This is a genomic window from Pseudorhodoferax sp. (assembly GCF_047601025.1).
Lineage (GTDB): Bacteria > Pseudomonadota > Gammaproteobacteria > Burkholderiales > Burkholderiaceae_C > Pseudorhodoferax.
In genome coordinates this window covers 724,125-750,052 of record NZ_JASGJZ010000001.1, presented here as the reverse complement: position 1 = coordinate 750,052, position 25,928 = coordinate 724,125, and the positions used below count along the sequence as shown (strand labels likewise).

Annotated in this window: 34 protein-coding genes, 1 tRNA gene and 1 pseudogene; 32 read left to right on the top strand and 4 right to left on the bottom strand. The window is 69.3% G+C overall.

Annotated elements, in window-relative coordinates:
• Nucleotides 1-38: 38 nt before the first annotated feature.
• The 21 genes and pseudogenes from murA to tatC all read left to right on the top strand — a co-directional run bounded on the left by murA (nt 39) and on the right by tatC (nt 13,165).
• Complete coding sequence (gene murA, locus QM782_RS03635; protein ID WP_415201566.1) at nt 39-1,319, top strand: UDP-N-acetylglucosamine 1-carboxyvinyltransferase; 1,281 nt, start codon at nt 39-41, stop codon at nt 1,317-1,319.
• Complete coding sequence (hisG, locus tag QM782_RS03630) at nt 1,316-1,978, top strand: ATP phosphoribosyltransferase (protein WP_415201565.1); 663 nt, start codon at nt 1,316-1,318, stop codon at nt 1,976-1,978. Before murA ends, hisG begins: the two co-directional genes overlap by 4 nt.
• Nucleotides 1,975-3,294, top strand: a complete 1,320-nt coding sequence (gene hisD, locus QM782_RS03625) for a histidinol dehydrogenase (RefSeq protein ID WP_415201564.1) — start codon at nt 1,975-1,977, stop codon at nt 3,292-3,294. Before hisG ends, hisD begins: the two co-directional genes overlap by 4 nt.
• Nucleotides 3,295-3,368: 74 nt before the next feature.
• Nucleotides 3,369-3,659 (top strand): hypothetical protein, encoded by a 291-nt coding sequence (locus tag QM782_RS03620; RefSeq protein ID WP_415201563.1) that lies wholly within the window; start codon nt 3,369-3,371, stop codon nt 3,657-3,659.
• 77 nt (nt 3,660-3,736) lie between these two features.
• Nucleotides 3,737-3,935: pseudogene (locus tag QM782_RS03615) on the top strand (IS30 family transposase); the annotation flags it as partial.
• Nucleotides 3,936-4,005: 70 nt separating this feature from the next.
• A complete protein-coding gene (locus QM782_RS03610) occupies nt 4,006-4,395 on the top strand; it encodes a helix-turn-helix domain-containing protein (protein WP_415201562.1) in 390 nt (129 codons plus the stop codon).
• Between the two features lie 51 nt (nt 4,396-4,446).
• Nucleotides 4,447-4,692: a CopG family transcriptional regulator gene (locus tag QM782_RS03605; protein WP_415201561.1), complete on the top strand. Its 246-nt coding sequence runs from the start codon at nt 4,447-4,449 to the stop codon at nt 4,690-4,692.
• Nucleotides 4,664-5,116, top strand: coding sequence for a PIN domain-containing protein (locus tag QM782_RS03600; protein WP_415201560.1), 453 nt, complete (start codon nt 4,664-4,666; stop codon nt 5,114-5,116). The genes QM782_RS03605 and QM782_RS03600 overlap by 29 nt, the downstream gene beginning before the upstream one ends.
• On the top strand, nt 5,104-6,192 hold the full coding sequence (gene hisC / locus QM782_RS03595) for a histidinol-phosphate transaminase (protein WP_415201559.1): 1,089 nt from the start codon (nt 5,104-5,106) through the stop codon (nt 6,190-6,192). The genes QM782_RS03600 and hisC overlap by 13 nt, the downstream gene beginning before the upstream one ends.
• Nucleotides 6,189-6,800 carry an imidazoleglycerol-phosphate dehydratase HisB gene (hisB, locus tag QM782_RS03590; RefSeq protein ID WP_415201558.1) on the top strand — a complete coding sequence of 204 codons (612 nt, stop codon included), beginning with the start codon at nt 6,189-6,191 and terminating at the stop codon, nt 6,798-6,800. The genes hisC and hisB overlap by 4 nt, the downstream gene beginning before the upstream one ends.
• 3 nt (nt 6,801-6,803) lie before the next feature.
• Entirely contained in the window at nt 6,804-7,487 is a 684-nt protein-coding gene (hisH, locus tag QM782_RS03585; RefSeq protein WP_415201557.1) for an imidazole glycerol phosphate synthase subunit HisH, read from the top strand.
• A 34-nt stretch (nt 7,488-7,521) separates the two neighbouring features.
• Nucleotides 7,522-8,265: a 1-(5-phosphoribosyl)-5-[(5-phosphoribosylamino)methylideneamino]imidazole-4-carboxamide isomerase gene (hisA, locus tag QM782_RS03580; RefSeq protein ID WP_415201556.1), complete on the top strand. Its 744-nt coding sequence runs from the start codon at nt 7,522-7,524 to the stop codon at nt 8,263-8,265.
• Nucleotides 8,258-9,109, top strand: coding sequence for a D-hexose-6-phosphate mutarotase (locus QM782_RS03575; protein ID WP_415201555.1), 852 nt, complete (start codon nt 8,258-8,260; stop codon nt 9,107-9,109). Before hisA ends, QM782_RS03575 begins: the two co-directional genes overlap by 8 nt.
• 23 nt (nt 9,110-9,132) lie before the next feature.
• Complete coding sequence (hisF, locus tag QM782_RS03570) at nt 9,133-9,912, top strand: imidazole glycerol phosphate synthase subunit HisF (protein ID WP_415201554.1); 780 nt, start codon at nt 9,133-9,135, stop codon at nt 9,910-9,912.
• Between the two features lie 41 nt (nt 9,913-9,953).
• A complete protein-coding gene (hisI, locus tag QM782_RS03565) occupies nt 9,954-10,343 on the top strand; it encodes a phosphoribosyl-AMP cyclohydrolase (protein ID WP_415201553.1) in 390 nt (129 codons plus the stop codon).
• A 6-nt stretch (nt 10,344-10,349) separates the two neighbouring features.
• Nucleotides 10,350-10,742, top strand: coding sequence for a phosphoribosyl-ATP diphosphatase (locus QM782_RS03560; protein WP_415201552.1), 393 nt, complete (start codon nt 10,350-10,352; stop codon nt 10,740-10,742).
• Nucleotides 10,735-11,130, top strand: coding sequence for a DUF4870 family protein (locus QM782_RS03555; protein WP_415201551.1), 396 nt, complete (start codon nt 10,735-10,737; stop codon nt 11,128-11,130). The genes QM782_RS03560 and QM782_RS03555 overlap by 8 nt, the downstream gene beginning before the upstream one ends.
• An 11-nt stretch (nt 11,131-11,141) precedes the next feature.
• The gene (locus QM782_RS03550) at nt 11,142-11,498 is read left to right on the top strand and encodes a histidine triad nucleotide-binding protein (RefSeq protein WP_415201550.1); all 357 of its coding nucleotides are present in this window, start codon (nt 11,142-11,144) and stop codon (nt 11,496-11,498) included.
• Nucleotides 11,499-11,568: 70 nt separating this feature from the next.
• Complete coding sequence (gene tatA, locus QM782_RS03545; RefSeq protein ID WP_415201549.1) at nt 11,569-11,805, top strand: Sec-independent protein translocase subunit TatA; 237 nt, start codon at nt 11,569-11,571, stop codon at nt 11,803-11,805.
• 7 nt (nt 11,806-11,812) lie between these two features.
• A complete protein-coding gene (locus tag QM782_RS03540) occupies nt 11,813-12,301 on the top strand; it encodes a twin-arginine translocase TatA/TatE family subunit (protein ID WP_415201548.1) in 489 nt (162 codons plus the stop codon).
• A gap of 60 nt (nt 12,302-12,361) precedes the next feature.
• Entirely contained in the window at nt 12,362-13,165 is an 804-nt protein-coding gene (tatC, locus tag QM782_RS03535; RefSeq protein ID WP_415201547.1) for a twin-arginine translocase subunit TatC, read from the top strand.
• Here tatC and QM782_RS03530 read toward each other — a convergent pair whose 3' ends face one another.
• Nucleotides 13,166-14,311 (bottom strand): S1C family serine protease, encoded by a 1,146-nt coding sequence (locus tag QM782_RS03530; RefSeq protein WP_415201546.1) that lies wholly within the window; start codon nt 14,309-14,311, stop codon nt 13,166-13,168.
• Between the two features lie 95 nt (nt 14,312-14,406).
• Between QM782_RS03530 and QM782_RS03525 the strand changes: the two genes are divergently transcribed.
• Both QM782_RS03525 and pdxA read left to right on the top strand, forming a co-directional pair.
• Nucleotides 14,407-15,162 (top strand): Nif3-like dinuclear metal center hexameric protein, encoded by a 756-nt coding sequence (locus QM782_RS03525; RefSeq protein ID WP_415201545.1) that lies wholly within the window; start codon nt 14,407-14,409, stop codon nt 15,160-15,162.
• On the top strand, nt 15,162-16,172 hold the full coding sequence (gene pdxA / locus QM782_RS03520; RefSeq protein ID WP_415201544.1) for a 4-hydroxythreonine-4-phosphate dehydrogenase PdxA: 1,011 nt from the start codon (nt 15,162-15,164) through the stop codon (nt 16,170-16,172). The genes QM782_RS03525 and pdxA overlap by 1 nt, the downstream gene beginning before the upstream one ends.
• A gap of 16 nt (nt 16,173-16,188) precedes the next feature.
• Here pdxA and mscL read toward each other — a convergent pair whose 3' ends face one another.
• Nucleotides 16,189-16,611: a large conductance mechanosensitive channel protein MscL gene (mscL, locus tag QM782_RS03515; RefSeq protein WP_415201543.1), complete on the bottom strand. Its 423-nt coding sequence runs from the start codon at nt 16,609-16,611 to the stop codon at nt 16,189-16,191.
• Nucleotides 16,612-16,772: 161 nt separating this feature from the next.
• On the opposite strand from mscL, the gene petA reads away from it, so the two are divergent.
• The 6 genes from petA to QM782_RS03485 all read left to right on the top strand — a co-directional run bounded on the left by petA (nt 16,773) and on the right by QM782_RS03485 (nt 20,908).
• Nucleotides 16,773-17,372, top strand: a complete 600-nt coding sequence (petA, locus tag QM782_RS03510) for a ubiquinol-cytochrome c reductase iron-sulfur subunit (protein ID WP_415201542.1) — start codon at nt 16,773-16,775, stop codon at nt 17,370-17,372.
• Between the two features lie 15 nt (nt 17,373-17,387).
• Nucleotides 17,388-18,791 carry a cytochrome b gene (locus tag QM782_RS03505; RefSeq protein WP_415201541.1) on the top strand — a complete coding sequence of 468 codons (1,404 nt, stop codon included), beginning with the start codon at nt 17,388-17,390 and terminating at the stop codon, nt 18,789-18,791.
• A 22-nt stretch (nt 18,792-18,813) separates the two neighbouring features.
• Complete coding sequence (locus QM782_RS03500) at nt 18,814-19,581, top strand: cytochrome c1 (RefSeq protein WP_415201540.1); 768 nt, start codon at nt 18,814-18,816, stop codon at nt 19,579-19,581.
• Between the two features lie 90 nt (nt 19,582-19,671).
• Nucleotides 19,672-20,283: a glutathione S-transferase N-terminal domain-containing protein gene (locus tag QM782_RS03495; protein ID WP_415201539.1), complete on the top strand. Its 612-nt coding sequence runs from the start codon at nt 19,672-19,674 to the stop codon at nt 20,281-20,283.
• A gap of 19 nt (nt 20,284-20,302) precedes the next feature.
• Nucleotides 20,303-20,800: a ClpXP protease specificity-enhancing factor gene (locus QM782_RS03490; RefSeq protein WP_415201538.1), complete on the top strand. Its 498-nt coding sequence runs from the start codon at nt 20,303-20,305 to the stop codon at nt 20,798-20,800.
• Between the two features lie 32 nt (nt 20,801-20,832).
• Nucleotides 20,833-20,908, top strand: a tRNA-Thr gene (locus QM782_RS03485).
• A gap of 166 nt (nt 20,909-21,074) precedes the next feature.
• On the opposite strand, the gene serA is transcribed toward QM782_RS03485, so the two are convergent.
• Complete coding sequence (gene serA, locus QM782_RS03480) at nt 21,075-22,310, bottom strand: phosphoglycerate dehydrogenase (RefSeq protein WP_415201537.1); 1,236 nt, start codon at nt 22,308-22,310, stop codon at nt 21,075-21,077.
• A gap of 129 nt (nt 22,311-22,439) precedes the next feature.
• Between serA and rph the strand changes: the two genes are divergently transcribed.
• The 3 genes from rph to hemW are packed head-to-tail and all read left to right on the top strand — an operon-like array spanning nt 22,440 to nt 25,028.
• A complete protein-coding gene (gene rph / locus QM782_RS03475) occupies nt 22,440-23,168 on the top strand; it encodes a ribonuclease PH (RefSeq protein ID WP_415201536.1) in 729 nt (242 codons plus the stop codon).
• Complete coding sequence (locus tag QM782_RS03470) at nt 23,168-23,767, top strand: non-canonical purine NTP pyrophosphatase (protein WP_415201535.1); 600 nt, start codon at nt 23,168-23,170, stop codon at nt 23,765-23,767. The genes rph and QM782_RS03470 overlap by 1 nt, the downstream gene beginning before the upstream one ends.
• Nucleotide 23,768: 1 nt before the next feature.
• Complete coding sequence (hemW, locus tag QM782_RS03465; protein WP_415201534.1) at nt 23,769-25,028, top strand: radical SAM family heme chaperone HemW; 1,260 nt, start codon at nt 23,769-23,771, stop codon at nt 25,026-25,028.
• 10 nt (nt 25,029-25,038) lie between these two features.
• Here the strand turns inward: hemW and QM782_RS03460 are convergent, their stop codons facing one another.
• The gene (locus QM782_RS03460) at nt 25,039-25,896 is read right to left on the bottom strand and encodes a SirB1 family protein (protein WP_415201533.1); all 858 of its coding nucleotides are present in this window, start codon (nt 25,894-25,896) and stop codon (nt 25,039-25,041) included.
• Between the last annotated feature and the right edge of the window lie 32 nt (nt 25,897-25,928).

Sequence of the window (25,928 nt, the reverse complement as noted above, 5' to 3'; positions counted from 1 at the left end):
TCCGGCGAGCCTCCCGATGATTTCCTGAACTGCTTCCGATGGACAAACTGTTGATTCGCGGCGGCCCCCGGCTGGCCGGCGAGGTGTGTATTTCCGGCGCCAAGAACGCGGCCCTGCCCGAGCTGTGCGCGGCCCTGCTGACCGAGGAGGCGGTGCAGCTGTCCAACGTGCCGCGCCTGCAGGACGTGGCCACGATGCTGAAGCTGATCCGCAACATGGGCGTGGCCGTGGAGCAGCACGAGGACGGCCGCGTGGCCCTCGTCGCGCGTGCGCTGGACAAGCCCGAGGCACCCTACGACCTGGTCAAGACCATGCGCGCCTCGGTGCTGGCGCTGGGCCCGCTGCTGGCGCGCTTCGGCCGGGCCACGGTCTCGCTGCCGGGCGGCTGCGCGATCGGCTCGCGCCCGGTGGACCAGCACGTCAAGGGCTTGCAGGCCATGGGCGCGCAGATCGACGTGGAGCACGGCTACATGGTCGCCCGCCTGCCGGCCGGTCGTACGCGGCTGCACGGCGCCCACATCACGACCGACATGGTCACCGTGACCGGCACCGAGAACCTGATGATGGCCGCCACGCTGGCCGAGGGCGAGACGGTGCTGGAGAACGCCGCGCAGGAGCCCGAGATCCCCGACCTGGCCGAGATGCTGATCGCGATGGGCGCGCGCATCCAGGGGCACGGCACGCGCCGCATCGTGATCCAGGGCGTGGAGCGCCTGCATGGTTGCAGCCACCGGGTCGTGGCCGACCGCATCGAGGCCGGTACCTTTCTGTGCGCGGTCGCCGCGACCGGCGGCGACGTGCTGCTGCGCGAGGCCCGGGCCGACCACCTGGACGCCGTGGTCGAGAAGCTGCGCGATGCCGGGGCCCGCGTGCAGGCCGTCGACGGCGGCATCCGCATCCAGGCCGACGCGCCGGCCTATGCCTTCCTGCGCGCGCAGAGCTTCCGCACCACCGAGTACCCGGGTTTCCCGACCGACATGCAGGCCCAGTTCATGGCGCTGAACTGCATCGCGCAGGGCGCCAGCAAGGTGACGGAAACCATCTTCGAGAACCGCTACATGCACGTGAACGAACTGCTGCGGCTGGGTGCCCATATCCAGGTCGACGGCAAGGTCGCGTTGATCGAAGGGGCGCCGCGGCTGTCGGGCGCGACCGTGATGGCGACCGACCTGCGCGCCTCCGCCGGGCTGGTCATCGCCGGCCTGGTGGCCGAGGGCGAGACCGTGGTCGACCGCGTCTACCACCTGGACCGCGGCTACGACCGCATGGAGTCCAAGCTGCGCGGCATCGGCGCGGACATCGAGAGGATCAAGGCATGATCACGCTGGCGCTGTCCAAGGGCCGCATCTTTGACGAGACGCTGCCGCTGCTGCGCGCAGCCGGCATCGAGGTGCTGGAGGATCCCGAAACCTCGCGCAAGCTGATCCTGCCGACCAACCGGCCCGAGCTGCGCGTGGTGCTGGTGCGCGCCACCGACGTGCCGACCTACGTGGAGTACGGCGGCGCCGACCTGGGCATCACCGGCCGCGACACGCTGCTGGAGCACGGCGGCCAGGGCCTGTACCAGCCGCTGGACCTGCAGATCGCGCGCTGCCGCATCAGCGTGGCCGTGCGCAAGGACTTCGACTACGCCTCGGCCGTGCGCCAGGGCTCGCGCCTGCGCGTGGCGACCAAGTACGTCGGCATCGCGCGCGACTTCTTCGCCACCAAGGGCGTGCACGTGGACCTGATCAAGTTGTACGGCAGCATGGAGCTGGCGCCGCTGACCGGCCTGGCCGATGCCATCGTCGACCTGGTGTCCACCGGCAACACGCTGCGCGCCAACGACCTCGTGGAGGTCGAGCGCATCATGGACATCAGCGCGCGCCTGGTCGTCAACCAGGCCGCGCTCAAGCTCAAGCAGGACGCGCTGCGCCCGGTGCTCGACGGCCTGGCCGCCGCCGTGCGCGCGCACCGGCTGGAGGAGGCCACCGCATGACGCTGCTCGCCCGGCCCCTGCGCCTGTCCACCGCCAGCGCCGACTTCGAGGCGCAGTTCAAGACCCGGCTGCACTGGTCGGCCGACACCGATGCCGCGATCGAGCAGCGCGTGGCCGAGATCCTGGCCGACGTGCAGCGGCGCGGCGATGCCGCGGTGCTGGAGTACACCCGCCGCTTTGACGGCCTGGACGCGCCGGACCTGCAGGCGCTGGCGCTGAGCCCGGCCGAGCTGCAGGCCGCCTTCGACGGCCTGCCTGCCGCGCAGCGCGATGCGCTGCAGGCCGCCGCGGCGCGCGTACGCACCTACCACGAGGCGCAGAAGAAGGCCTGCGGCGAGAGCTGGACCTACCGCGACGCCGACGGCACGCTGCTGGGCCAGAAGGTCACGCCGCTGGACCGCGTGGGCATCTACGTGCCGGGCGGCAAGGCGGCCTATCCGTCCAGCGTGCTGATGAACGCCATCCCGGCGCACGTCGCAGGCGTCGGCGAGATCGTCATGGTCGTGCCGACGCCGCGCGGCGAGAAGAACCTGCTGGTGCTGGCGGCGGCGCACGTGGCCGGCGTCACCCGCGCGTTCACGATCGGTGGCGCCCAGGCCGTGGCCGCGCTGGCCTACGGCACGGTCACCATCCCGGCCGTGGACAAGATCACCGGCCCGGGCAACGCCTACGTGGCGGCGGCCAAGCGCCGCGTGTTCGGCACCGTGGGCATCGACATGATCGCCGGCCCGAGCGAGATCCTGGTGCTGGCCGACGGCAGCACGCCGCCGGACTGGGTGGCGATGGACCTGTTCAGCCAAGCCGAGCACGACGAACTGGCACAAAGCATCCTGCTGAGCCCGGACGCGGCCTACCTCGACCGCGTGCAGGCCGAGATCGACCGCCTGCTGCCGCAGATGCCGCGCGCCGACATCATCGCCGCCAGCCTGAACGGCCGCGGCGCGATGATCCTCACGCGCGACATGGAGGAGGCCTGCGCCATCAGCAACCGCATCGCGCCCGAGCACCTGGAGGTCAGCAGCGCCGAACCCCACCGCTGGGAACCGCTGCTGCGGCATGCCGGCGCCATCTTCCTCGGTGCCTACACCAGCGAGAGCCTGGGCGACTACTGCGCCGGCCCCAACCACGTGCTGCCGACCTCGGGCACGGCGCGTTTCTCCAGTCCGCTGGGCGTCTACGACTTCCAGAAGCGCAGCAGCCTGATCGAGGTCAGCGCGGCCGGCGCGCAGGCGCTCGGCCGCATCGCCTCGGTGCTGGCGCACGGCGAGGGCCTGCAGGCCCACGCGCGCGCGGCCGAGATGCGGCTGGGCCGCTGAGCACGGCCATGCGGCGGCGGTCGCGGCTCCTGGCCGGCGCCCTGGCGCTGGCCGGTGCCGTGGCAGCGCAGGCCATGAGCATCCGCGAACTGCGCACCCTGGAGGCCAGCGAGGAGGACGGTCGCGCTCACGCCGGTTATTACCTCGTCGGCGTGATGGAGGGGCTGCGCGAAGGCGCCGATACCGTCCAGCGCACCGGCGGGAAGCCGCCGTTCTGCGTCGGCCGCCGCCGCTTCGAGCCTGCCATGGCCCGCTCGCTGTACCAGGGCGAACTGACCCGCCACGCCGGTTTGTACGAGGCCGACATGCCGGTGCAACTCGTCATGTCGGCCGCGCTGCAGAACGCGTACCGCTGCGGACCGTAGCGGATGCCCGCTTGGGCTACCCCGTCAAATCAGCGTAAACCCGAGCTTGCCGTTGACGAAGTCTTTGACTGCTCAGGTGCGAGAATACCAACGGACTGCTGCGCCAGTTCCTGCCCAAGGGCACCGATTTGTCGGCCTACAGCCAGGACGACTGGACTGCATTGCCGACCTGCTGAATACCGGCTGCGCGCCACACTGGACTGGCGCAGCCCCATCCAGGCCATGCGCGACCTCGTGCACGGCATCGCCGAACACCGCGACGCGACAATCCATTAATCGATCAACAAATGCCCGGTGTTGCATTTCGGATTTGAGACCGCCCAGTCATGTTCACGCTCCTTCCTTGGTGGATGGTCACTGCCTGGCGATAGAACTTGATCGGCTCGGCGGGCCGGCGTGGCGCAGTCGCGCCGACCGGGCCGTGTTTTATGAGAAGCAAACTCCGTGGATGCAAATGGAGCAGGTGGCGAAGCTCAGCGAGGTGCCGGCCAAGCCTTCACTTCCAAAAATTCAGCCCGACCGCGGCGATCTGCGCGGCATCCTGGCCTGGCATGTGCGCAGCCTGCGGGTGGCCAAGGGTTGGTCCCAGGAGAAGCTGGCGCTGGTCTGCGAGCTGGACCGCACCTATGTCTCTGCCATCGAACGCTCCGTCTGGAATGTCTCGCTGTCCAACATCGAGAGGCTGGCGCGCGCCCTGGAGGTCGAACCCTGGACCTTGCTGGTGCCGGTGGAGTAGGGCATCAGGACACGATCTTCGTGTTCCACGAGTCTCGTGTAGCATCCTGGCGTGAAGAACGTCACCATCACCGTGGAAGATGCAGTGCTCGAATGGGTGCGCATCGAGGCCGCGCGGCGCGGTTCCAGCGTGTCGCGCCTGGTCGGCGAAATGCTGGCCGAGAAGATGCGGCACGACGATGCCTACGAGCGGGCCTACCGTGAATGGCAGGCCGACGAGCGCAGTTGGACGTCCTCCGGTGTGCCATGCCCTGCGCGTGACGAATTCGATGTCGGCCGCCTCGACCGTTTTCGTTGACACCGGCGTCCTGCTGTACGCGGACGACGGTGCCGACGAGGCCAAGCGCCTGCGCGCGCGCCAGTGGCTGGACCACCTCTGGCGGGCGCACCGCGGCCGGATCAGCATGCAGGTGCTGAACGAGTACTACGTCAGCGCCGTGCGCCGGCTCGGCATGGCCCAGGGCGATGCGCGTGCCAAGGTGCGCCGGCTGCAGCTGTGGCAGCCCTGGCAGCTCGACCACCAGACCATCGAGACCGCCTGGGGCGTGGAGGCACGGCACGGCCTGCCCTTCTGCGATGCGCTGATCGTCGCCGCGGCCATGCAGGCTGGCTGCGGCCATCTGCTCACGGAAGACCTGCAGCACGGCCAGCGCGTGGAGTCGCTCACCATCCTCAACCCTTTCCTGTTCTCACCGGACGAACTTCCCGCATGTCCCGCCTGACTTCCGCTCTCCAGTGCATCCGCCCCGACGTGCGCGACCTGCATGCCTATGTCGTGCAGGACGCCGCCGGCCTGCTCAAGATGGACGCGATGGAGAACCCGCACCGGCTGCCGCCCGAACTGCAGCAGGCGCTGGGCCAGCGCCTGGGCGCGCTGGCGCTGAACCGCTATCCCGGCCCGCGCATCGACGAACTGCGCCGCGCGCTGGCCGCCCACGCCGGGCTGCCGGAGGGCTTCGCCTTGATGCTGGGCAACGGCTCGGACGAGCTGATCTCGCTGCTGGCCCTGGCCTGCGCCCGGCCGGGCGCCACGGTCCTGGCGCCAGTGCCGGGCTTCGTGATGTACGCGATGAGCGCGCAGTTGCAGGGCCTTGGGTTCGTCGGCGTGCCGTTGACGGCGGATTTCGAGCTCGACGAGGCCGCGATGCTGGCTGCCATCGCCGAGCACCGGCCCGCCATCGTCTTCCTGGCTTACCCGAACAACCCGACCGCCAACCTGTGGGACGACGCCGCCATCGAGCGCATCGTCGCGGCCGCGCCGGGCCTGGTGGTCATGGACGAGGCCTACCAGCCGTTCGCGAGCCGCAGCTACCTCGACCGCGTGGCGCGCCACGGGCACGTGCTGCTGATGCGCACGCTGAGCAAGTTCGGCCTGGCGGGTGTGCGCCTGGGCTACCTGATGGGACCGGCCGCGCTGGTGGCCGAGTTCGACAAGGTGCGCCCGCCCTACAACGTCAGCGTGCTGAATGCCGAATGCGCGCTGTTCGCGCTGGAGCACGCCGAGGTGTTCGCCGCACAGGCACGCGACTTGCGTGCGCAGCGTGAGTCGCTGCTGGCGGCGCTGCGGGCCATGCCGGGTGTCACGGCCTGGAACAGCGATGCCAACATGGTGCTGGTGCGCGTGAACGGCAGCGACGAAGGGCACGCCCAGGCCGTGTTCGAGCGCATGAAGGCCCGCGGCGTGCTCATCAAGAACGTTTCTAGAATGCATCCGCTGCTGGCCAACTGCCTGCGCCTGACCGTCGGCACGGCCGACGAGAACGCGCAGATGCTGCGCGCCCTGCAGGATTCCCTATGACCCACGCATCTTCTCCCGCTGCCCGTACGGCCGAAGTCAGCCGCAACACCGCCGAGACCCGGATCACGGTGCGCGTGAACCTGGACGGCACCGGCCAGGCCCGGTTGGCCACCGGCATCGGCTTCTTCGACCACATGCTGGACCAGATCGCACGGCACGGCCTGATCGATCTGGACGTCCAGGCCGACGGCGACCTGCACATCGACGGCCACCACACGGTGGAAGACGTGGGCATCACGCTGGGCCAGGCCGTGGCCAGGGCCATCGGTGACAAGAAGGGCATCCGCCGCTACGGCCACGCCTACGTGCCGCTGGACGAGGCGCTGAGCCGCGTCGTCATCGACTTCTCGGGCCGTCCCGGCCTGGTGATGAACGTGCCGTTCAAGAGCGGCATGATCGGTGGCTTCGACACCCAGCTGGCGCACGAGTTCTTCCAGGGCTTCGTGAACCACGCCTTCGTGACGCTGCACGTGGACAACCTGCGCGGCGAGAATGCGCACCACCAGTGCGAAACCGTGTTCAAGGCCTTCGCCCGGGCATTGCGCGCGGCGCTGGAACTCGACCCGCGCGCGGCCGGCACCATTCCCTCCACCAAAGGTTCGCTCTGATCCATGACTGACAGAACCGTGGCCGTGGTCGACTACGGCATGGGCAATCTGCGTTCCGTGTCGCAGGCCGTGCAGGCGGCCGCGGCCGGCGAAGGCTTCGCGGTGCAGGTGACGGCCGATCCCGACGTCGTGCGCGCCGCCGGCCGCGTGGTGCTGCCGGGCCAGGGCGCGATGCCGGACTGCATGCGCGAACTGCTCGACTCCGGTCTCATGGAGTCCGTGCTCGAGGCGGCGCGCAGCAAGCCGCTGTTCGGCGTCTGCGTCGGCATGCAGATGCTGCTGGACCGCAGCGAGGAAGTGCGCGCCGGCGATGCGGCACAGGACACGCCGGGCCTGGCCCTGATCGGCGGCGACGTCGTGCGCTTCCAGCTGCACGGCCGCCTGCAGCCCGATGGCAGCCGCTACAAGGTGCCGCAGATGGGCTGGAACCGCGTGGTCCAGCAGCAGCACGGCGGCCGTCGCCACCCGGTCTGGGGCGAGGTACCACAGGGCAGCTGGTTCTATTTCGTGCACAGCTTCTACGCGCGCCCGGCCAGCCCGGAGCACAGCGCCGGCGTGACGGAATACGGGCAAACCTTTACCAGCGCCATTGCCCGCGATAATATTTTTGCGACCCAGTTCCACCCGGAGAAGAGCGCTGCGCAGGGTCTGGCGCTGTACCGCAACTTCCTCCACTGGAATCCCTGACTCCCTTTCTTCGGCTCCTGCTGCTTCCGGCACCATGCTCCTCATTCCCGCGATCGACCTGAAAGACGGTCAATGCGTGCGCCTCAAGCAAGGCGACATGGAACAGTCCACCACCTTCAGCGACGATCCGGCCGAGATGGCGCGCCGCTGGGTCGACCAGGGCGCGCGGCGCCTGCACCTGGTGGATCTCAACGGGGCCTTCGCCGGCAAGCCGAAGAACGAACTGGCCATCCGCCGCATCCTGAAGGAGGTCGGCGACGAGGTGGACGTGCAGCTGGGCGGCGGCATCCGCGACCTGGACACGATCGAGCGCTACCTCGACGCCGGCCTGCGCTACGTGATCATCGGCACGGCCGCGGTCAAGAACCCCGGCTTCCTGCACGATGCCTGCACCGCGTTCGGCGGCCACATCATCGTGGGCCTGGACGCCAAGGACGGCAAGGTCGCCACCGACGGCTGGAGCAAGCTGACCGGGCACGAGGTCGTCGACCTGGCCCGCAAGTTCGAGGACTACGGCATCGAGTCCATCATCTACACCGACATCGGCCGCGACGGCATGCTGACCGGCATCAACGTGGAGGCCACCGTCAAGCTGGCCCAGGCCCTGAACACGCCGGTCATCGCCTCGGGCGGCCTGTCCGACATCGCCGACATCGACAAGCTCTGCGCCGTCGAGGACGAGGGCATCGAAGGCGTGATCTGCGGCCGCGCGATCTACACCGGCGACCTGGACTTCGCCCGTGCGCAGGAGCGCGCCGACCAGTATCCCAATGGCTGAGCCGGCTGCCGCCGTCGAGTCGTTCCGCGGCCAGCCCTGCCTGCGGCTGAGCCTGGACGGGCATAACAGCCTGCTGGTGGCGCTGCACGGCGCGCACCTGCTGTCCTGGACGGGCGCCGGCGCCGAGCGCTTGTTCCTGAGCCCGCGCGCGCTGTTCGACGGCCGCAGCGCGATCCGCGGCGGGGTGCCGGTGTGCCTGCCGCAGTTCAACGAACGCGGCCCGCTGCCCAAGCACGGCTTCGTCCGCAACCTGCCCTGGCGTGCCGGCGGCGCGCGCGTGGACGCGGCCAGCGGCGACCTGGAGCTGACGCTGGAGCTGGCCAGCGATGCGGCCACGCGGGCGACGTGGCCGCACGACTTCCACTTCGCGCTGACGCTGCGGCTCGGCCCGGGCCGGCTGGCCATGCGGCTGGACCTGCACAACACTGGTGCCACCGCCTGGTCCTTCACCGGGGCGCTGCACACCTACCTGCGCGTGCAGGATGCCGCCGCGGTGCGGCTCGATGGCCTGGACGGCCAGCCCTGCTGGGATGCGTTGACCGATCGCCGTGTGCCGCATGCCGGCGCCGTGCGCCTGGACGGCGAGTTCGACCGCGTGTTCCGTGCCGCCGCCGCGCCGCTGCGGCTGCACGACGGCGCTACCGTGCTGTCGATCGCGCAGAGCGCGAGCTTCGAGGACACCGTGGTCTGGAACCCCGGCGCCGCCAAGTGCGCCGGCATGGCCGACATGGCGCCCGACAGCCATGCGCAGATGCTGTGCGTCGAGGCGGCCCAGGTCGAGCGGCCCGTCGCCTTGGCGCCGGACGCGCGCTGGTCCGGCTGGCAGCGGCTCCAGCTGGCCTGAGCCAGCGCTCCTTTCTTCCATTCATGCTGGCAAAACGCATCATTCCCTGCCTGGACGTCACCGGCGGCCGCGTCGTCAAGGGCGTCAACTTCGTCGAACTGCGTGACGCCGGCGATCCGGTGGAGATCGCCGCGCGCTACAACGAGCAGGGCGCCGACGAACTGACCTTCCTGGACATCACGGCCACAAGCGACGGACGCGACCTGATCCTGCACATCATCGAGGCCGTGGCCGCGCAGGTCTTCATCCCGCTGACCGTGGGCGGCGGCGTGCGCACCGTCGAGGACGTGCGCCGGCTGCTGAATTCCGGCGCCGACAAGACCAGCTTCAACTCCGCCGCGATCGCCGATCCCGACGTGATCAGCGCAGCCTCCGACAAGTACGGTGCGCAGTGCATCGTCGTGGCCATCGACGCCAAGCGCCGCACGCCCGACGAGGCGGCGCAGCGCGGCCCGGGCTGGGACGTCTACAGCCACGGCGGCCGCAGGAATACCGGCCTGGACGCCGTGCAGTGGGCGCGCGAGATGGCCCGCCGCGGCGCCGGCGAGATCCTCCTGACCAGCATGGACCGCGACGGCACCAAGTCCGGCTTCGACCTGGCGCTCACGCGCGCCGTCAGCGACGCGGTGGACGTGCCGGTGATCGCCTCCGGCGGCGTCGGCAGCCTGGACCACCTGGCCGACGGCGTGCAGGCCGGCGGCGCCGACGCGGTGCTGGCCGCCAGCATCTTCCACTACGGCGAATTCACCGTGCGCCAGGCCAAGGAGCACATGGCCGCCCGCGGCATTCCCGTACGCCTGTAGCCGTCATCGGCATGCCGGGCGCGATGGCGGACAATGCCGCGATGGATTGGTTGGACGAAGTCAAGTGGGATGCGCAGGGCCTGGTGCCGGCCATCGCCCAGGAGGCCGCCAGCGGCGATGTGCTGATGTTCGCCTGGATGGACCGCGAGGCGCTGCGCAAGACCGTGGAACTGGGCCGTGCGGTCTACTACAGCCGCTCGCGCGGCAAGCTGTGGTTCAAGGGCGAGGAGTCCGGCCACGTGCAGACCGTGCACGAGGTCCGGCTGGACTGCGACGCCGACGTGGTGCTGCTGAAGGTCACGCAGCGGGGGCACGAGCCCGGCATCGCCTGCCACACCGGCCGGCACAGCTGCTTTTTCCGCCGCTTCGACGGCCAGGGCTGGCAGACGGTCGATCCGGTCTTGAAAGACCCCGAGTCCATCTACAAATAGGCCGCCATGAACCTCCCGACCCCAGATGCCCTGGCCCGCCTGGCCGCCGTGATCGAGAGCCGCAGGCCGGCGGCCGGCGGTGATCCGCAGGCCAGCTACGTGGCCCGGCTGCTGCACAAGGGGCCGGACGCCTTCCTGAAGAAGATTGGCGAGGAGGCGACCGAGGTCGTCATGGCCGCCAAGGACGTCGACGCCGGCCGCGGCGACCTGGAGCACCTGCGCGACAAGCTGGTCGGCGAGGTGGCCGACCTGTGGTTCCACTCCATGGTGGCGCTGGCCCACTACGGGCGCGGCCCGCAGCACGTGGTCGCCGAGCTGGTGCGTCGCGAAGGCACCAGCGGCATCGAGGAAAAGGCCTTGCGCAAGGCCGTCGCCCGCGAAGGAGAAAGCCATGGCTGACATCATCGACGTGGAAGTCAAGGACGACCAGCAGGCCCAGCAGCTCAAGACCATCGGCTGGGTCAGCTACCTGCTGCACCTGATCGTGGCCGTGGCGGCTGTGGTGCCTGGCGCGCAGCCCAGCATCGCGCTGCTGATCGTCGCGCTGGTGATCGACCTCGTGAAGAAGCCCGATGCCGAGGGCACCTGGCAGGCCAGCCACTTCTCCTGGCGCATCCGCTCGGTGCTGTGGGCCGGCGTGCTGTACTTGGTCACGCTGCCGCTGTACCTGCTGCTGTACCTGCCTGGCGCCATCGCCTGGCTGGTGATCTCGGTCTGGTTCCTGTACCGCATCGTCCGCGGCATGGTGGACATGAATGCCAGCCGCCCCGTCGGCTTTCCCCGTTGAGCGAGTACTCCATGCACGACCCCGATTGCCTGTTCTGCAAGATCGTCCAGGGGCGGATTCCGTCCCGCAAGGTCCACGAGGACGAGGAGTTCTTTGCGTTCCACGACATCCGGCCGGCCGCGCCCATCCATTTCCTGGTCGTGCCCAAGGCGCATGTCGCGTCCATGGCCCAGGTGTCGGATGCGCATGCGCCGATGCTGGGTCGCATGATGGCGCTGGCGCCGCGGCTGGCCATGCAGGAGGGCTGCAACCCGTACCCGGAAGGCGGCTTCCGCCTGATGGTCAACACCGGCGCCGAGGGCGGCCAGGAAGTCCACCACCTGCATCTGCACGTGCTGGGAGGCCCGCGTCCCTGGGCGCGCGGCTGAACCAAGCACTCGCGGGCGGGAGTGTTTCGTCCCGCCGACTAAAATTCGCCCCATTCGCAAGGAGTACACCATGGGTTCGTTTTCCATCTGGCACTGGCTGATCGTGCTGCTGATCGTGGTCATGGTGTTCGGCACCAAGAAGCTCAAGAACATGGGCAGCGACCTCGGCGGTGCCGTCAAGGGCTTCAAGGACGGCATGAAGGACGGCAGCGCCGACGACAAGCCGGCTGCGCCGAACGCCCAGGTCGCCAACGCGGCCGGTGCCGAGAAGGCCACGATCGACGTCGAGGCCAAGAACAAGTCCTGATCGCGCCGTGATCGACCTCGGCATTTCCAAGATGGCGCTGATCGGCGCGGTGGCGCTAATCGTCATCGGGCCGGAGAAGCTGCCGCGCGTGGCGCGCACCGTGGGCACGCTGCTCGGCAAGGCGCAGCGCTACGTCGCCGACGTCAAGGCCGAAGTCAACCGGTCCATGGAGCTCGACGAGCTCAAGAAGATGAAGGACTCGGTCGTCAGCGCCGCGCGCGACGTGGAGACTTCCATCCAGTCGACGGCGTCGGACCTCGAGAAGGACTGGGCCGCCACCACGGCCGGGCTCACGGGCGAGAGCGGCGTTTCGTCCGCCCCGACCACCACGGCGGACAGCTTCACCCGCTATCCCGAATACAAGCACCCCAACAAGCACTGGCGCGTGAAACGGGGCGCGACGCCCCAGTGGTACAAGGCGCGCGCCGGCGTCCGCACCAAGGCCCTGTCCGGCGCCGCGCGCGTGGCCCGCTACCGGCCGCAGAAACCCAATTGAACGCGGCGGGCGCCGCGTCCGGCCGGCGGCCGGACGTGCAGTGTCCAGGCCGCCAGCACCATGGCTGACCCGAACAACAAGGAAGACGAACTCGCCGGTACGGAGCAGCCGTTCGTGGAGCACCTGATGGAGCTGCGCGACCGGCTGATCAAGGCCGTTCTCGCGGTCGGCGTGGTGGCGGCGGTGCTGGCGGTGTACCCGGGGCCGGGCACGCTGTACGACCTGCTGGCCGCTCCGCTGGTGGCGGCCCTGCCGCACGGCGCCACGCTGATCGCGACCTCGGTGATCTCGCCGTTCCTGGTGCCGCTGAAGATCCTGCTGATGGCGGCCTTCATGGTCGCGCTGCCGGTGGTGCTCTACCAGGTCTGGGCGTTCGTCGCGCCGGGCCTGTACTCGCACGAGAAGAAGCTGGTGATGCCGCTGGTGATTTCCAGCACCATCCTGTTCTTCATCGGCGTGGCGTTCTGCTATTTCTTCGTGTTCGGCCAGGTGTTCAAGTTCATCCAGGGCTTCGCGCCCAAGAGCATCACGGCCGCGCCGGACATCGAGGCCTACCTGACCTTCGCGCTGACCATGTTCCTGGCCTTCGGCCTGGCCTTCGAGGTGCCGATCGCCGTGATCGTGCTGGCGCGCATGGGCATCGTCGACGTGGACAAGCTCAAGAGCTTCCGCGGCTATTTCATCGTGCTGGCCTTCGTGGTCGCGGCCGTCGTCACGCCGCCGGACGTGGTGTCGCAGCTGGCGCTGGCGATCCCGATGTGCCTGCTGTACGAGGTCGGGATCTGGGCCGCGCAGCTGTTCATCAAGCACACCCAGGGGCCGGCCGACGAGGCCGACGCCAAGGCCGGCAGCAGCGGTTCGTGATCAGGGGCGCTGCTGCAGGTGCTGCGGCTTCGGCCGCACGCCGGGCGTGACCTGCACGGTCAGCTGCTCGCCGCGGCGCAGCACGGCGAAGGGCGCGCTCTCGCCCGGCTTCAGCGCGGCCACGCTGGACAGCAGTTCCGAGACGTTGACGACCGGCCGGCCGGCCACCTGCGCGATCACGTCGCCGGGGCGGATGCCGGCCTGCGCGGCCGGGCCGTTCTGCAGCACGCCAGTGATGATCACGCCGCTGGTGGCTTTCACGCCGAAGGTCTCGGCCAGTTCCGGCGACAGGTCGTTCGGTTCCACGCCGATCCAGCCGCGCGTGACCTGGCCGTCGCGCACGATGCCCTCCAGCACCAGCTTGGCCGTGGACACCGGAATCGCGAAACCGATGCCCATGCTGCCGCCCGAGCGCGAATAGATCGCGGTGTTGATACCCAGCAGGTTGCCGGACATGTCCACCAGCGCGCCGCCGGAATTGCCGGGATTGATGGCCGCGTCGGTCTGGATGAAGTCCTGGTACAGCGCCAGGCCCAGCTGGTTGCGGCCCAGCGCGCTGACGATGCCGCTGGTGACGGTCTGGCCGACGCCGAACGGGTTGCCGATGGCCAGCACCTGGTCGCCGACCTGCAGCGCGTCGGAGCTGCCCAGCACCATGACCGGCAGCTTGTCCAGGTCGATCTTCAGTACCGCGAGGTCCGTCTCCGGGTCCGTGCCGACGACCTGGGCCTGGGCGCGCCGGGCGTCGTTCAGCACCACCTCGATCGTGTCGGCGCCTTCGACCACGTGGTTGTTGGTCAGCACGTAGCCCTCCTGGCTGACGATCACGCCGCTGCCCAGGCCGGCCTGGGGCTCGGCGCCGCGGTCGCCGAAGAAGAAGCGGAACCAGGGGTCGTTGCTGTTCGGGTGGCGCGCCGCCGTGCTGGTGTTGATGCTGACCACGGCCGGCGCGGCGCGCTTGGCCGCCGGCGCGAAGCTGCCGGCGGCGACGCTGCCCGGCGGGCTGGGCGGTGCCTCGATGACCGACAGGCTGCCGCCGATGACGCTGCGCCGGTTCAGCCACTCGGGTTTCAGCGTGGCGACGACGAAATAGGCCGCGAGCAACACGGTCACGGCCTGGGAGAACAGCAGCCAGAAGCGCTTCATGGTGGCAAACAGGGGGATCGGGGGGAGATGGCGCATTGTCGGGCAACGGGCCGGGCCCGCCGCTGGCGTTGGCGCTGGCCTGACACAATCGCGCGATGACCACCGTGACCCGTGAACGACTGCTGCAGGCCTGCGACGCGCTGCTGCAGCCTGCCCGCTTCAAGGACTACGGCCCGAACGGGCTGCAGGTCGAGGGGCGGGCCGGGGTCGGGCGGTTGGTCAGCGGCGTCACGGCGAGCCGCGCGCTGATCGAGGCCGCGATCGCCGACGGGGCCGACGCGATCTTCGTGCACCACGGCCTGTTCTGGCGCGGCCAGAGCGGCACCGTCACGGGCTGGATGAAGCAGCGCCTGGCGCTGCTGCTGCGGCACGATATCAACCTGTACGCCTATCACCTGCCGCTCGATGCCCATGCCGAACTGGGCAACAACGCCCAGCTGGGGAAGGTGCTCGGCTTCGACCTGTTGCCGGCGCGCTTCGGCGAGCAGGACCTGGGTTTCCTCGGCGAGGCGGCGTTCGACGATGCCGCCGCGCTGGCGCGGCACGTCGAGGCGCGCCTGGGCCGCGGTGTGACGCTGGTGGATCCGGACGCGGGGCCGCTGCGCCGCGTCGCCTGGTGCACCGGCGGCGCGCAGTCCTACTTCGAGGCGGCCATCGCCGCAGGCGCGCAGGCCTTCATCACCGGCGAGATCTCCGAGCCGCAGGCGCACCTGGCGCGCGAGTGCGGCGTGGCCTTCCTGGCCTGCGGCCACCATGCGACCGAGCGCTACGGTGCGCCCGCGGTGGCGGCCCATCTGGCGGACGAGCTGGGCCTGCAGCACCGCTTCATCGACATCGGGAATCCGGCCTGATGTCCGCGCGGCCCATCGCGATCACGCTCGGCGATGCCGCCGGCATCGGCCCGGAGATCATCGCCCAGGCCTACTGCGCCGAGCCCGAACTGCTGCGCGGCTACTTCGTGGTCGGCGACGTGGGCCTGATGCGCCGCGCCACGGCGCTGCTGCCGGGCGTGGCGCCTGCGCTGGCGCCGATCGAGATGGCCGAGGAGGCCTGGCAGGTGCCGCCACGGTGCATCCCGGTGCTGCAGCCGGGACCGGCCATGGCACCGATGCCGTTCGGCGTGGTCAGCGCGGCGGCCGGGCGGCTGGCGGCGGACTGCGTCGCCTGGGCCGCGCGTGCCGCGTTGCGCGGCGAGGTGGCGGCGCTGGTCACGGCCCCGCTGCACAAGGAAGCCCTGGCGGCCGCCGGCGTGCCGTTTCCGGGCCATACCGAGCTGCTGCAGGCCGAGGCCGCCGCGCACGCGGGCCTGCGCGTCGACCAGATGCCGGTGCGCATGATGCTGGCCAATCCCGAGCTGCGCACCGTGCTGGTGAGCATCCACGTGGCACTGCGGGCGGCGCTGGATGCCGTGAGCTTCGGGAACGTGCTGCAGACGCTGCGCATCACGCATACGGCGCTGGCGGGCCTGCTGCAGCGGGCGCCGCGCATCGCCGTGGCCGGGCTGAATCCGCATGCCGGCGAGGGCGGCCTGTTCGGCCGCGAGGAGATCGACACCATCGCGCCGGCCATCGCGGCCGCGCGTGCCGAGGGCATGGACGCCAGCGGCCCCTATGCGCCCGACACGGTCTTCATGCGGGCGCGCACCGGCGAATTCGACGTGGTGGTCGCGATGTACCACGACCAGGGCCTGATCCCGGTGAAGTACCTCGGCGTGGAGCAGGGGGTGAACGTCACGCTGGGCCTGCCGCTGGTGCGCACCAGCCCGGACCACGGCACGGCCTTCGACATCGCCGGCACCGGCCGGGCCGATGCGCGCAGCCTGGTCGAGGCGCTGCGCATGGCGCGCCAGCTGGTCCGCTAGCCGGCGCGCGGCTGCGTCACTTCTTCAGGCTGTCGCGGATCTCGCGCAGCAGCGCGATGTCTTCCGGCACGGCCGGGGGCGGCGGGGGCGGTTCCGCGCGCTTCAGGCGGTTGATCTGCTTGACCATCATGAAGATGATGAAGGCCAGGATGATGAAGTTCACCGCGATGGTGATGAAGTTGCCGTAGGCCAGCACCGGCACGCCGGCCTTGCGCAGCGCGTCCAGCGTCATCGGCGTGTCGGCGGGGGCCGTGCCCAGCACCAGGAACAGGTTGGAAAAGTCCAGCTTGCCGAACACCAGGCCGATGACGGGCATGATCAGATCGGCCACGACCGAATCGACGATCTTGCCGAAGGCACCGCCGATGATCACGCCCACGGCGAGATCGATCACGTTGCCCTTGACGGCGAATTCCTTGAACTCCTGCATCATGCCCATGACCAGTTTCCTTCCGGGATTGAAAACGCGCGCATTGTCGCTGCAAAAAAAGCGCGTCGCAGGCGGCGGGCGGAGCGGCTCGCAGCGCCTGGGGCGCCGAAAACGCTCCGCTACAATCTCCTGTTGACTCCAATAAGTGACAACATCGATCGAGGAACCCCATGAGTGACATTCCAGTCGACCGTAGCAAGCGGACATGGCTGATCGCCTCCGGTTGCGCGGGGGCGGTGGGCGGCGTTGCAACCGCCGTTCCGTTCGTGAGCACCTTCCAGCCTTCGGAACGCGCCAAGGCTGCGGGTGCCGCCGTCGAGGTCGACATCTCGGCGCTCAAGCCGGGCGAGAAGGTCACCGTGGAATGGCGCGGCAAGCCAGTGTGGATCGTCCGCCGCACGCCGGAGCAGCTCGCCGAGCTGCCCAAGCTCGATTCCCAGCTCGCCGATCCCAAGTCATTGCGCAAGCCGTCCGAGCTGACGCCGGAGTACGCGCGCAACGAGGCGCGCTCGATCAAGCCGGAAGTGCTGGTCGTGGTCGGCATCTGCACCCACCTCGGGTGCTCTCCCGTCGACAAGTTCCAGCCCGGCGCCCAGCCCTCGCTGCCGGACAACTGGGCCGGCGGCTTCCTGTGTCCCTGCCATGGCTCGACCTTCGACATGGCGGGCCGCGTGTATGCCAACAAGCCGGCGCCCGACAACCTCGAGGTGCCGCCGCACATGTACCTGTCCGACACGCGCCTGCTGATCGGCGAGGACAAGAAGGCTTGAGGGGGCACGACGGACATGGCTGAATTCAAGGAAATCTCGCCGAACGCGTCGATCGGCGCGCACGCGACGAACTGGCTGCACAACCGCTTCCCGACGGCGTTCGACGCGTACCGCGTCCACATGTCGGACTACTACGCGCCGAAGAACTTCAACTTCTGGTACATCTTCGGCTCGCTCGCGCTGCTGGTGCTGGTGATCCAGATCGTCACCGGCATCTTCCTCGTGATGCACTACAAGCCGGACGCGAACGTGGCGTTCGCGTCCGTCGAGTACATCATGCGCGACGTGCCCTGGGGTTGGCTGATCCGCTACATGCACTCCACGGGCGCATCGGCCTTCTTCGTCGTGGTCTACCTGCACATGTTCCGTGGCCTGCTGTACGGCTCGTACCGCAAGCCGCGCGAGCTGGTCTGGATCTTCGGCTGCGCGATCTTCCTGTGCCTGATGGCCGAGGCCTTCATGGGCTACCTGCTGCCCTGGGGCCAGATGTCCTACTGGGGCGCCCAGGTGATCGTGAACCTGTTCTCCGCGATCCCGTTCGTCGGCCCCGACCTGGCGCTGCTGATCCGCGGCGACTACGTCGTCGGCGACGCCACGCTGAACCGCTTCTTCAGCTTCCACGTGATCGCCGTGCCGCTGGTGCTGCTGGGCCTGGTCGTGGCGCACCTGCTGGCGCTGCACGACGTGGGCTCCAACAACCCCGACGGCATCGAGATCAAGGCCACCAAGGACGCCAACGGCAAGCCGCTGGACGGCATCCCCTTCCATCCGTACTACACGGTGCACGACATCTTCGGCGTGTGCGTGTTCCTGATGGTGTTCACCGCCGTCATCTTCTTCGCGCCCGAGCTCGGCGGCTACTTCCTCGAATACAACAACTTCATCCCGGCCGACCCGTTGAAGACGCCGTCGCACATTGCCCCGGTCTGGTACTTCACGCCGTTCTACTCGATGCTGCGGGCCATCACCGCCGAGATGGTGTACGTGCTGGTGGCCTGCGTGGTGCTGGGCGCCGGGCTGATGATCCTCAAGCTGCGCCTGCCGGGCTTCGTCAAGGGCATCATCGCCGTCGCCGCGCTCGTGGCTATCGCGCTGATGCTGTCGATCGACGCCAAGTTCTGGGGCGTGGTCGTGATGGGCGGCGCCGTGATCATCCTGTTCTTCCTGCCCTGGCTGGACCACAGCCCGGTCAAGTCGATCCGCTACCGTCCGGACTGGCACAAGTACGTCTACGGCGTGTTCGTGATCAACTTCCTGGTCCTGGCCTACTTGGGCGTGCAGCCCCCGTCGCCGATCGGCGAGCGTGTGTCCCAGGTCGGTACCCTGTTCTATTTCGGCTTCTTCCTGCTGATGCCCTGGTGGAGCCGCCTGGGCGAGCCCAAGCCGGTGCCCGCGCGCGTGACGTTCAACCCGCACTGAGCCCAGGGAGCACAAGCAGATCATGAAAAAGAATCTCCACGGTTTCCTCGCCGGCCTGCTGCTGTCGCTGGGCCTGGCCGTCGGCGCGCACGCGGCCGAAGACGGCATCGCCTGGGACAAGGCGCCGGTCCGCACGAACGACATGGCCTCGCTGCAGAACGGTGCCAAGCTGTTCGTCAACTACTGCCTGAACTGCCACTCGGCCGCGTTCATGCGCTTCAACCGGCTCAGGGACATCGGCCTCACCGAGCAGCAGATCAAGGACAACCTGCTGTTCACGACCGACAAGGTCGGCGAGACCATGAAGGCCGCGATCGACCCGCGCCAGGCCAAGGAATGGTTCGGTGCCAACCCGCCCGACCTGACGCTGGTGGCGCGCTCGCGCGCCGGCCACGGCGGCACCGGGGCCGACTACCTGTACACCTACCTGCGCACCTACTACCGCGACGACACCAAGGCCACCGGCTGGAACAACCTGGCCTTTCCCAGCGTCGGCATGCCGCACGTGCTGTGGGAACTGCAGGGCGAGCGCAAGCCGGTGTTCGAGGAGGTCGAAAGCCACGGCCATACGACCCACGTGTTCAAGGGCTGGGAGCAGGTCACGCCCGGCACCATGACGCCGCTGCAGTACGACCAGGCCGTCGGCGACCTCGTGAACTTCATGACCTGGATGGCCGAGCCGGCGCAGAACACCCGCGTGCGCGTGGGCGTCTGGGTGCTGCTGTTCCTGATGGTGTTCACCTTCATCGCATGGCGTCTGAACGCGGCGTTCTGGAAAGACGTCAAGTAAGCCAGCCGCGCCCGCGGCACCGTCCGCGGGCTCGTACAGAGTGGGTGCGGCTACGCAGCCCACTCTTTTGATTTTTAGGAGTCTTCTCTCATGATGGTCTTGTACTCGGGAACGACCTGCCCCTTCTCCCACCGCTGCCGCTTCGTGCTGTTCGAAAAGGGCATGGACTTCGAGATCCGCGACGTCGATCTCTACAACAAGCCGGAAGACATCAGCGTCATGAACCCGTACGGCCAGGTGCCGATCCTGGTCGAGCGCGACCTGATCCTGTACGAGTCCAACATCATCAACGAGTACATCGACGAGCGTTTCCCGCACCCGCAGCTGATGCCGGGCGACCCGGTCGATCGCGCGCGCGTGCGCCTGTTCCTGCTGAACTTCGAGAAGGAACTGTTCGTGCACGTGGGCCTGCTGGAGTCGCGCGCCTCCAAGGGCAACGAGAAGGCGCTGGAGAAGGCGCGCTCCCACATCCGCGACCGCCTGACGCAGCTCGCGCCGGTGTTCCTGAAGAACAAGTACATGCTGGGCGAGAACTTCTCGATGCTGGACGTGGCCATCGCGCCGCTGCTGTGGCGCCTGGACTTCTACGGCATCGACCTCAGCAAGAACGCCGCGCCGCTGCTCAAGTACGCCGAGCGCATCTTCTCGCGCCCGGCCTACATCGAGGCGCTGACGCCTTCCGAGAAGGTCATGCGCAAGTAAGCGCGGAACGGGACGCCGCATGAACGCGCTGGACACCACTTCCACCCGCCCGTACCTGATCCGGGCGCTGTACGAATGGTGCACCGACAACGGCTTCACGCCGTACATCGCCGTGCTGGTGGACGAATCGGTGCAGGTGCCGCGCGAGTACGTCAAGGATGGCGAGATCGTGCTGAACGTCAGCTTCGACGCCACCAGCGGCCTGAAGCTCGGCAACGACTTCATCGAGTTCAAGGCGCGCTTCGCCGGCGTGGCCCGGGAGATCCTGGTGCCGGTCAGCCGCGTGATCGCGATCTACGCCCGCGAGAATGGCCAGGGCATGGCCTTTCCGTCCCCAGTGGCGGGTGCCGGCGTTGCTGCGCCCGCGGTCCCGCCGGCGGCGGCCCACGAGCCGGCGCCCCGGGTGCGGCCGCTGGCGCCGGTGGACTCCACCGAGGGCGAGGAGGGCGGCGACGATCCGGAGCCGCCCAAGCCAGGGGGCCACCCGGGCCGGCCCTCGCTCAAGCGCGTCAAGTAGACTGGGGCGGGGTGGATAGAATCGCCCGGTTCGCCGATTTAGCTCAGTTGGTAGAGCGCCCGCCTTGTAAGCGGATGGTCGTCAGTTCGATTCCGACAATCGGCACCAAGAATCCCAGAACCTTTCGAAACCCGCATGCTTCCTGGCATTGCGGGTTTTTCTTTTGCTTCAACGCCGTGACATGCCAACACCTTGTTGGTATCTGTGTTGGCATGTGGCGCCCTGGCGGGTTCAGATACCCACAGGGGGCGCCATGCGGGGAGTTAACTTCCCCTCAAAACAGCACGCGGCTGCGGATCGTTCCCGGCACCTGGGCGAGCTTTTCCTGCGCCAGCTCGGACGAGCCGGCGTCGAGGTCGATCACCACGTAGCCGATCGCGTCGTTGGTCTGCAGGTACTGCGCGGCGACGTTGATGCGGTTGTCCGAGAAGATGCGGTTGATGTCCGACAGCACGCCGGGCCGGTTCTGGTGCACGTGCAGCAGCCGGTGCTTGCCCGGGTGCGAGGGCAGGGAGACCTCGGGGAAGTTGACCGACGAGGTGGTGGTGCCGGTGTCGCTGTAGCGCACCAGCTTCTCGGCCACCTCGATGCCGATGTTGGCCTGCGCCTCCAGCGTGGAGCCGCCGATGTGCGGCGTCAGGATCACGTTGTCCAGGCCGCGCAGCGGCGACTGGAACTCGTCCTTGTTGCCGCGCGGCTCGACCGGGAACACGTCGATCGCCGCGCCGAGCAGCCGGCCCGCGCGCACGGCCTCGGCCAGCGGCTCGATCTCGACGACCGTGCCGCGCGAGGCGTTGATCAGGATGCCGCCGGGCTTCATGGCCGCGATCTGCGCGGCGCCGATCATCCACTGCGTGGCCGGGGTTTCGGGCACGTGCAGGCTCACGATGTCGCTGGCGGCCAGCAGTTCGTCCAGGCTGCCGACCTGGCGCGCGTTGCCCAGCGGCAGCTTGGCCACGATGTCGTGGAACAGCACCTGCATGCCCAGCGCTTCCGCGAGCACCGACAGCTGCGTGCCGATGGCGCCGTAGCCGACCACGCCCAGCGTCTTGCCGCGGATCTCGTAGGCGTTCTCGGCCGTCTTGAGCCAGCCGCCGCGGTGCGCGGCCGCGTTCTTGGCCGGCACGCCGCGCAGCAGCAGGATGGCCTCGGCGATCACCAGTTCGGCCACCGAGCGCGTGTTGGAGTAGGGGGCGTTGAACACCGCGATGCCGCGCTCGCGCGCGGCCTGCAGGTCGATCTGGTTGGTGCCGATGCAGAAGGCGCCGACGGCGGCCAGCTTGTGCGCATGCGCGAACACCTCGGCTGTCAGCTGCGTGCGCGAGCGGATGCCGAGGAAGTGCACGTCCGCGATGCGGCGCTTGAGCTCCTCGTCCGGCAGGGCCGAGGGCAGCGTCTCGATCTGGCTGTAGCCGGCCGCGCGCAGCACCTCCACGGCGGAGGCGTGCACGCCTTCGAGCAGCAGGAACTTGATCTTGGCCTTGTCCAGGGAGGTCGTCGGATGCGTCATGGAAGAAGGAGGGCGCCGCGCCGGCGCTGCTGCAAAGGTCGGCGATCCTACTATGGGCCCTCCGCGGGCCGGGTGGCCGTCGCGCGCTTGCCAGCGTCGCCAGTGCGGGCAAGTTGCGACAATCGCCCCATGACTGAATTTGCAAGAACCGGCGGCCGCGCCGCCGACCAGCTGCGGCCCGTGCGCATCACGCGCGGCTTCACCATCCATGCCGAGGGCTCGGTGCTGATCGAGTTCGGCCAGACGCGCGTGCTGTGCACCGCCTCGGTCGAGGAGCGCGTGCCGCCGCACAAGCGCGGCAGCGGCGAGGGCTGGGTCACGGCCGAGTACGGCATGCTGCCCCGCGCCACGCACACGCGCAGCGACCGCGAGGCCGCGCGCGGCAAGCAGAGCGGGCGCACGCAGGAGATCCAGCGGCTGATCGGCCGCTCGATGCGCGCCGTGTTCGACCTCGGCCGGCTGGGCGAGCGCACCATCCACCTCGATTGCGACGTACTGCAGGCCGACGGCGGCACGCGCACGGCCGCGATCACCGGCGCCTTCGTGGCCGCGCAGGACGCCGTGAACAAGCTGCTGGCCGACGGCAGGCTGGCGCATTCGCCGATCGTGCAGCCGGTCGCGGCGGTCTCGGTCGGCATCGTGCAGGGTACGCCGCTGCTGGACCTCGAATACCTCGAGGACTCGGCCTGCGACACCGACATGAACGTGGTCATGACCGGCGCCGGCCACTACGTCGAGGTGCAGGGCACGGCCGAGGGCGCGGCCTTCACGCGCGTGGAGATGGACCGGCTGCTGCAGCTGGCCGACAAGGGCATCCAGGAGCTGATCGCGCTGCAGCTCGAGGCGCTGGCCGGCTGATGCAACTGGTTCTGGCCTCCAACAACCAGGGCAAGCTGGCCGAGCTGCAGGCCCTGTTCGCGCCGCTGGGCGTGGAGCTGATCGCCCAGGGCCGGCTCGGCGTACCCGAGGCCGAGGAGCCGTTCCGCACCTTCGTCGAGAACGCGCTCGCCAAGGCCCGCAACGCCGCGCGCCATACCGGCCTGCCGTCCGTGGCCGACGACGCCGGCCTGTGCGTCGCTGCCTTCGGCGGCCTGCCCGGCGTGGACACGGCCTACTACGCCACCCGGTTCGGCTACGAGAAGGGCGACGCGAACAACGTGCGCGCGCTGCTGGAGCAGATGCGCGGCGTCGCCGACCGCCGCGCCGCGCTGGTCAGCACGCTGGTGGCCGTGCGCAGCCCGGACGACCCGGAGCCGCTGATCGCGGTCGGCCGCGCGGCCGGCCGCATCACCGATGCGCCGGTCGGCGACGGCGGCTTCGGCTTCGACCCCGTGATGTGGATCGAGGCCTTCGGCCGGACCTTCGCGCAGCTGCCGCCCGAGGTGAAGAACGCGCACAGCCACCGCGGCCAGGCCGCGCGCGAAATGCTGCGGCTGATCCGCGAGCGCTGGCTGTGACATGCGCTCGCGCGACCTGACGCAGCTGATGCGCCCGGGCCTGCTGCAGCTGCAGGCCCTGCCGCCGCTGGCGCTGTACCTGCACCTGCCCTGGTGCATCCGCAAGTGCCCCTACTGCGATTTCAACTCGCACGCGGTGCGCGGCGACGACGCCGTCGTGCGCTGGGCGGGCGCCGGCGCGCCGGCCGTGACGCAGGTGGCCGCGCCGGCCGAGCTGCCGGAGCGGCGCTACATCGCCGCGCTGGTGGCCGACCTGGAGGCCGCGCTGCCGCTGGTCTGGGGCCGCACGGTGCACAGCATCTTCATCGGCGGCGGCACGCCCAGCCTGTTCTCGCCGCAGGCGATCGACGAACTGCTGGGCGCGGTGCGCGCGCGGCTGCGCGTGGAGGCCGACTGCGAGGTCACGCTGGAGGCCAACCCCGGCACCTTCGAGAAGGACCGCTTCCGCGCCTACCGCGCGGCCGGCGTCACGCGGCTGTCGGTGGGCGTGCAGAGCTTCGACGACGCGCTGCTGCGCGCCGTCGGCCGCGTCCACGACGCCGCCCAGGCGCGCGCGGCCGTGGCCGAGGCGGGCGAGGCCTTCGACACCTTCAACCTGGACCTGATGTACGCGCTGCCGGGCCAGACGCCGGAGCGGCTGGCGCAGGACCTGGCCACCGCGCTGGCGCTGGCGCCGCCGCACCTGTCGGTCTACCACCTGACCATCGAGCCCAACACCTGGTTCGCCAAGCATCCGCCGGCCCTGCCCGAGGACGACGATGCCTACGCGATGCTGGACCAGATCACCGCGGCCACGGCCGCCGCGGGCCTGCAGCGCTACGAAGTCTCGGCCTATGCGCGGCCCGGCCACCGCTGCGTGCACAACCTCAACTACTGGCAGTTCGGCGACTACCTGGGCCTGGGGGCCGGCGCGCACAGCAAGCTCACTTTCGCGCACCGCATCGTGCGCCAGGTGCGGCTGCGCGAGCCCGGCCTGTACATGGAGCAGGCGCTGGCCGGCGCCGCGCTGGCGCAGGACGAGGACGTGCGCCGCGCCGACCTGCCGTTCGAGTTCATGCTGAACGTGCTGCGGCTGCGCGAGGGCTTCGCGCTGGCGGATTTCACCGAGCGCACCGGCCTGCCGCTGTCGGCCATCGCGGCCGGGCTGGCCGAAGGCGAGCGGCGCGGCCTGCTGCTGCGCGAGGGCGCGCACGTACGGCCGACCGACAAGGGCTTCGACTTCCTGAGCGACCTGCAGGAAATCTTCCTGGCCGGCGCGTAGCGCGCGCGGTTCAGTGCCGCAGCCGGCGCAGCGCCGACACCCGGTCGGCGATCACGGCCGTGTCGCGCGCCTCGTCGGCGCAGATCAGGTACTTCTCCAGGTCCAGCACCGCCTCGTCGGTGTGGCCCAGGTCGGCATGCGTGAGGCCGCGGTCGCGGTACTCGGCCCAGGCCTCGGGCAGCAGGATCACCAGCCGGTTCTGCACCGCCAGCAGGCGCTGCGCGTCGGACTGGCTGCGGTGGATCTCCTTGAGGTTGCGCAGCATGCGCGCCAGGATGTCGCGCGGCCGGGCCGACTGCAGGTACAGGCCCAGCGGCACGTCGAAGTGCTCGCCGTGCTCCAGGCGCTGCTGCTCCTTGTAGGGCGCCAGGCGCTCCACCAGGTCCTCGCGGCTCAGCGACTGGCCGCTGCACGGGTCCAGCACCACCTGGCCCTTGGGCAGGTTGACCTTGACCAGGAAGTGGCCCGGAAAGCTGATGCCCCGCACCTGCAGGTGCAGGCCCTGGGCCAGTTCCATCCAGATCACCGCCAGCGAGATCGGGATGCCCAGCCGCGTGCGCAGCACCGCGTTCAGGTAGCTGTTGTCCGGGTCGTAGTAGTTGTTGGCGTTGCCGCCGAAGCCCAGTTCCCGGTAGAAGAACTGGTTCAGCATGCGCAGGCGGTGCAGCGGCGGCGCGTCCGCCGCGAGCCGGCGCTTGATGCGCGCCAGCAACTGGTCCACGTCGCCCAGCACCTGCTGCACGTCCATCTCGGGGTATTCGTCCTGGGCCACGCTGGCGCTGGCTTCCAGCAGGGGGAATTGCTCGTCGCTCTGGACCAGCGCGGCGAAATAGTCCAGCGGTGTCGGGATCGGAAAGCTCGGCTGCATCGGAACCTTTGTAATGGGCCGGCCTGGGCACG